Source organism: Nocardioides sp. (assembly GCF_031422975.1).
Lineage (GTDB): Bacteria > Actinomycetota > Actinomycetes > Propionibacteriales > Nocardioidaceae > Nocardioides.
The window spans coordinates 1-6189 of record NZ_JANPEO010000424.1; the positions used below are offsets into that span (position 1 = coordinate 1).

The 6189-nt window shown below is 69.3% G+C and carries 5 protein-coding genes; 1 reads left to right on the top strand and 4 read right to left on the bottom strand.

Annotated features, from left to right (window positions below):
• Window positions 1-965 (bottom strand): Hsp70 family protein (locus tag RMO85_RS12775; RefSeq protein ID WP_310529104.1); only part of this gene is annotated, 965 nt, incomplete at its 3' end.
• A gap of 258 nt (window positions 966-1223) precedes the next feature.
• On the opposite strand from RMO85_RS12775, the gene RMO85_RS12780 reads away from it, so the two are divergent.
• Window positions 1224-1913 (top strand): SGNH/GDSL hydrolase family protein, encoded by a 690-nt coding sequence (locus tag RMO85_RS12780; protein WP_310529105.1) that lies wholly within the window; start codon window positions 1224-1226, stop codon window positions 1911-1913.
• Between the two features lie 155 nt (window positions 1914-2068).
• Here the strand turns inward: RMO85_RS12780 and RMO85_RS12785 are convergent, their stop codons facing one another.
• The 3 genes from RMO85_RS12785 to RMO85_RS12795 form a co-directional block, all read right to left on the bottom strand.
• On the bottom strand, window positions 2069-3007 hold the full coding sequence (locus RMO85_RS12785; protein ID WP_310529106.1) for a hypothetical protein: 939 nt from the start codon (window positions 3005-3007) through the stop codon (window positions 2069-2071).
• A gap of 156 nt (window positions 3008-3163) precedes the next feature.
• The gene (locus RMO85_RS12790) at window positions 3164-4666 is read right to left on the bottom strand and encodes a CoA-acylating methylmalonate-semialdehyde dehydrogenase (RefSeq protein WP_310529107.1); all 1503 of its coding nucleotides are present in this window, start codon (window positions 4664-4666) and stop codon (window positions 3164-3166) included.
• Window positions 4663-5979 carry an aspartate aminotransferase family protein gene (locus RMO85_RS12795; RefSeq protein WP_310529108.1) on the bottom strand — a complete coding sequence of 439 codons (1317 nt, stop codon included), beginning with the start codon at window positions 5977-5979 and terminating at the stop codon, window positions 4663-4665. The genes RMO85_RS12790 and RMO85_RS12795 overlap by 4 nt, the downstream gene beginning before the upstream one ends.
• Window positions 5980-6189: the final 210 nt, after the last annotated feature.

The window sequence follows — 6189 nt, forward strand, 5'->3', positions numbered from 1 at the left end:
TCGCTCACTGCGGGCATCCGGGTGGAGCCACCGACGAGCACGACGTGGTCGATCTTGTCGACGGCGACGCCGCCGTCCTTGAGCACCGACTGGAACGGCGCCTTCGTGCGGTCGAGCAGGTCGGCCGTCAGCTTCTGGAACTCGCTGCGGGTCAGCTTCTCCTCGAAGTGGAGCGGGCCGCCCTCGCCGTGGGTGATGTAGGGGAGGTGGATCGTGGTCTCGCTCGAGGACGACAGCTCGATCTTGGCCTTCTCGGCAGCCTCCTGGAGGCGCTGCTTGGCGATCTTGTCGGCGGCGAGGTCGACGCCGAAGTTGGCCTTGAACTTCTTGACCATCCACTCGACGACACGGTTGTCCCAGTCGTCGCCACCGAGGTGGTTGTCGCCCGAGGTCGCCTTGACCTCGACGACGCCCTCACCGATCTCGAGCAGGGACACGTCGAACGTGCCGCCACCGAGGTCGAAGACGAGGATCGTCTGGTCGTCGCCCTTGTCCAGGCCGTAGGCAAGGGCGGCCGCGGTGGGCTCGTTGACGATGCGCGAGACGTTGAGCCCGGCGATCTCGCCGGCCTCCTTGGTGGCCTGGCGCTGGGCGTCGGAGAAGTAGGCCGGGACGGTGATGACGGCGTCGGTGACGGTCTCACCGAGGTAGGCCTCGGCGTCGCGCTTGAGCTTTTGCAGGATGAAGGCGCTGATCTGCTGGGGGGTGAAGTCCTTGTCGTCGATCTTCTGCTTCCAGTCCGTGCCCATGTGGCGCTTGACGGAGCGGATGGTGCGATCGACGTTGGTGACGGCCTGCCGCTTGGCAACCTCACCGACGAGGACCTCACCGGACTTGGCGAACGCGACCACCGACGGGGTGGTGCGGGCGCCCTCTGCGTTGGCGATGACGGTGGGTTCGCCACCTTCGAGGACGGAGACGACGGAGTTCGTCGTTCCGAGGTCAATGCCGACTGCACGAGCCATGTGTGTGCCTCCTGAGATAAAGATGTCTGACTGCTCTTGACGTGTCTGCCTGCCATCCTGCCGCGACCGCGGTCAGAATGACAAACAAGTTGAGTCGAATCAACTCAACTCTATTCATGGGGTTCAACGCAGGAGTGAGGCCGCGGTGTTCCCGCGGCGGCATCGAGTTCGTGGTGACCTGCCTCACTACGTCCGGATGGGCGTAACGATTGGCTCAAACTGGTCGTTCACGGGCACAACCTGTCGCATGATCTACCGGTGCTCGCTCGGGCTTCTCGCCATCCGCTCCTCGCCCTGCCCGCCGTCCTCCTCGTGGTGGCGGCGTTGCTGGCGACCCTGCTGAGCGCTCGGGCCCGCGGCTCCGAGGCGGCGCTGTGCGAGCGCCACACCACCGACGCCGCCGCGCGGGCCCAGATCGTGACCGGCTCGGGTGAGCCGATCACCGTCATCGGCGACTCGTGGACCGTCGGCCTGGGTCTCGACGACCTCGGCGACTCGTGGCCCAGCCGGCTCCCGGGGCGCGTCACGGTCGCCGGGTTCTCCGGCTCGGGGTTCAGCCGGCACGCGAGCCGCTGCGGCGACCGCGCCTTCTCCACCCGGGTCGGCGCGGCCCGCGGAGCAGACCTGGTGATCGTCGCCGGCGGCCTGAACGACTACGACCAGCCGGCCGTCGACATTGCGTCGGGCTTCCGCTCGCTCATGTCCTCGCTCGAGCGCCGAACCGTCGTCGTGGTCGGACCCGCGTCAGCGCCGTCGCGAGCCGGCTTCGTCGAGCGGGTCGACACCACGCTGGCGGGTCTCTGCGACGAGTACGGCGTCCCCTACATCGACACCAGCACCTGGTCGCTCGCCTACCTGCCCGACCGGCTGCACCTGAGTCCCGCCGGGCACGCCGTGTTCGGTCAGCACGTCGCCGACGAGCTGGCCGCGCGCGGGCTGCTGACCTGACGCCGGGATGAAACTCCACGCAGGTGCGCGGAGTTTCGGGTGTCCAACCGTGATTCGCCCTGAAACTCCACGCGTGTGCGTGGAGTTCCCGGGACCCGGTGACGAGCTGTGCGACCGAGAGCTTCGCCGGCGGGCTGCGCTGACGACACCGCCCGTCACGCCGCGTCCGACCAGCCCGGGAAGTGCGGTCGCCAGTCCTCGCGCGGCTGGGCGGGCAGGCCGACGAGACCTCGTCGTCGAAGAAGGTCGTGCACTCGTTGGACCGTGCTGCCCGGGGACTTGTAGATCCCCGAGGAGACGATGACCAGGATCCGCCACTCGCTGTCATCGATCGCCTCACGCCGCGCCAGGTCGGCCTCCCACTGCTCGACCCGCTCCACGTGGTGTCGGCCGTCGTACTCGACGATCACCCGCACCCCCGGCCAGCTCAGGTCGTAGCGCCGCAGCACCTCGCCGTCCACGGTCCTGATCTCGAGGTTGATCTCGGGCTCGGGGATCCCGGCCAGCACCAGCAACATCCGCAGTCGCGTCTCCATCGGGGAGTCGACCAACTCCCTGACGTACGTCGCAGCGCTGCGCGCGAGGGCACCTGCGCGTCCACCCGCGTGACTCGCAGCCGCGATCAGCGCCGAGGGGCGCACCCGGTGGCGACGGACCATCCAGTCGCCGGCGACCACGAGCTCGACCAGCGGCAGCACCGAGGCGCGCTCGACGAACAGGTCGGGCAGCGTCAAGACCCGCACGCCGCCGATGACCACCACCTCGGTGGCCGCGCGCACGTGGCAGGTGACACCCGCGCGCCGGAGCCGGTGGCCCACCTCCGGCACGGTCACGTCCTCGCCGGGCGGCAATGACACCGGTACGCGCCAGAGCCTGGCTGCCGTCTTGTGGCTGGCGAAAGCGGAGGCGAAGAAGCAGGTCAACGCAGCCTCGGCGCGCAGCTGCGGCGAGTCCGGCACGTCGGCGGCCACGAGCACGCCGTACAGGACGCGACGAAAGCCCGGGCCGTCCAGAGTCGCCCGGCCCAGCCCGGCCGCGATCGCGCGCCACCGCGGGAACGGTCGCCGGGTGTTGAGCTCGCTCCTGATTCGCACCCTGGCCAGCCTGGCGCGACAGCCGCGGATCCGCATCCGGTCATCCACAGGCCCGGTCGACCGATGAAACTCGACGCACCTGCGTCGAGTTTCACGTCCCCGGTCCGAAGACGTCCTGGAACAACAAGCACCCGCGTGGAGTTCCAGGACAGCCCCTCAGGTGTGCTGCGGGAACCCGAGGTTCAGACCACCGTGACTGGGGTCCAGCCACCGCTGGGTGACGGCCTTCTCGCGGGTGAAGAAGTCCACTCCGTGCGGGCCGTAGGCCTTGGCGTCGCCGAACAGCGAGGCCTTCCAGCCGCCGAAGGAGTGATAGGCGACCGGCACCGGGATCGGCACGTTGATGCCGACCATGCCGGCCTCGACCTCGCGCTGGAAGCGGCGGGCCGCTCCCCCGTCGTTGGTGAAGATGGCGCTGCCGTTGCCGTAGGGACCGGAGTTGATGAGCTCGAGCCCCTCGGTGTAGCCGGAGACGCGCACCACCGACAACACCGGACCGAAGATCTCGTCGGTGTAGGCGCTCGAGGTGGTCGGGACCTTGTCGAGCAAGGTCGGGCCCATCCAGAAGCCGTCCGCCTCACCGTCGACCTCGTCGCCCCGGCCGTCGACGACCACGCTCGCGCCGTCGGCGGCCGCCACGTCGACGTACGACGCGACCTTGTCGCGGTGTTCGCGGGTGATGAGCGGGCCCATGTCGCACCCGCGCGTGCCGTCGCCGACCTTCAAGGTGGCCATCCGCTCGCGGATCTTCTCGATCAACGGGTCGGCCACCGAGTCGACCGCCAGGACGACGCTGACGGCCATGCAGCGCTCGCCGGCCGAGCCGAAGCCGGCATTGACGGCCGAGTCGGCGACCAGGTCGAGGTCGGCGTCGGGCAGGACGAGCATGTGGTTCTTGGCGCCGCCGAGGGCCTGGACCCGCTTGCCGTGGGCGGTGCCGGTCTCGTAGACGTAGCGCGCGATCGGGGTGGAGCCGACGAAGGCGATCGAGGCGATGTCGGGGTGGGTGAGGATCGCGTCGACGGCCTCCTTGTCGCCGTGGACCACGTTGAAGACACCGGCCGGCAGGCCGGCCTCGGTCATCAGCGCGGCCATCCAGTTGGCGGCCGACGGGTCCTTCTCGCTCGGCTTGAGGATGACGCAGTTGCCGGTCGCGATGGCGATCGGGAAGAACCACATCGGCACCATCGCCGGGAAGTTGAACGGGCTGATCACCCCGACCACGCCCAGCGGCTGCTTCACCGAGAAGACGTCGACGTCGGTCGAGACGTTCTCCGAGACCGAGCCCTTGATCAGGTGCGGCAGCGAGCACGCGAACTCGACCACCTCGAGTCCCCGGGCGATCTCACCCGCGGCATCGGAGAGCACCTTGCCGTGCTCGGAGGTGAGGATCTCGGCGAGCTCGCCCTGGCGGCTGGCGAGCAGCTCGCGGAAGGCGAACATCACCGACTGCCGCTTGGCGATCGAGGCCTGTCCCCAGGACGAGTAGGCCTTCCTCGCCACGCCTACGGCGGCGTCGACATCGGCGGCAGAGGCGAGGCGGACGTGCCGCTGGACCACCCCGCGGGCGGGGTCATAGACATCGCCCATCCGGTCGGAGCTGCCGGCGCTCGGGGCGCCGTCGATCCAGTGGTCGAGAACGGGCAGGTCGGTGTTCATGAGAGCTCCTTGGTCAGCAGGGTGAATGCGTCGTCGTAGATGGCCAGCGCGGTGGTGGCCTCGTCGTCGGTGACCACACACGGTGGCACCACGTGGATGCGGTTGTCGGCCACGAAGGGCAGCAGACCCCGCTCGAGCAGCGCCACCTTGGCGCGGCCCATCACGGCGGCCGGGACCGGCTCCCGGGTGTCGGGATCGGCAACGAGCTCGAGCGCCCAGAAGACGCCCTCGCCGCGGGCCTCGCCGATCAGCGCGTGCTTGTCGGCCAGCTCCGCAAGCCCCGGAGCGAGTACGTCGCGACCGATGCGCGCCGCGTTGTCGACGATGCCCTCGTCGGTCATCGTGTCGATCGACGCCACGATCGAGGCCATCGCCAGCGGATGCCCGCTGTAGGTCAGCCCGCCAGGGAAGACCACGTCGTCGAAGTGGGCAGCGATCGGGTCGCTGATGACCACCCCGCCGACCGGGATGTAGCCGGAGTTGACGCCCTTCGCGAACGTGATCAGGTCGGGCACGACGTCGAACGCATCGAACGCGAACCAGTGGCCGGTGCGTCCGAACCCGGCCATCACCTCGTCGAGGATGAGCATGATGCCGTGCTTGTCGGCGAGGGCCCGCACACCGGCGAGGTAGCCCGGTGGCGGCACCAGCACACCCGCGGTGCCGGGCACGGTCTCGAGCAGGATCGCGGCGATCGAGGCCGCGCCCTCGCTCTCGACGACCCGGGTGAGGTGGCGCAGCGCGCGTTCGCTCTCCTCCTCCGGGGTGGTCGCCCAGAACTCGGAGCGGTAGAGGTAGGGGCCGAAGACGTGGACGTGGCCGCGGGCATATTCGTTGGGTACGCGCCGCCAGTCGCCCGTCGCCACGACCGCCGAGCCGGTGTTGCCGTGATAGCTGCGGTAGGTCGAGACGACCTTGTCGCGCCCGGTGAACTGGCGGGCCATCCGGATGGCGTTCTCGTTGGCGTCGGCACCACCGTTGGTGAAGAAGACCTTGTTGAAGCCGTCGGGCGCGAGACCGACGATCCGCTTGGCCGCCTCGCCGCGGGCGAGGTTGGCGGTGGGGGGCGAGACCGTGGTCAGGATCGCGGCCTGCTCCTGGATCGCCGCGACCAGCCGGGGGTGCTGGTGCCCGATGTTGACGTTGACGAGCTGGCTGGAGAAGTCCAGCCACTCGTGGCCGGCGTGGTCCCACACCCGGCAGCCGAGGCCGCCGGCCACCACCATCGGGGTGAGCGCTCCCTGCGCCGACCACGAGTGGAAGACGTGGGCCCGGTCAAGCTCGACGACGTGGCGGTCGAGATCCTGTGTCATTGCCATCTCCTGTTGCGAGGACGTGTGGTCAGACCACCGGGCGGGCCGGGCGGACGGGTTGATTGGGCACCCGCCCGCCAACCCACTCGGAGTCTCAGTTGCCGCCCTCGTTGAGGGTGACGTCGATCGGAGCGAAATCGGCGCCGTCGACGTCGACCCCTTCCTCACGCAGCTGGTCGAGCGCCTGCTCGACGTACTCATTGGTGTAGG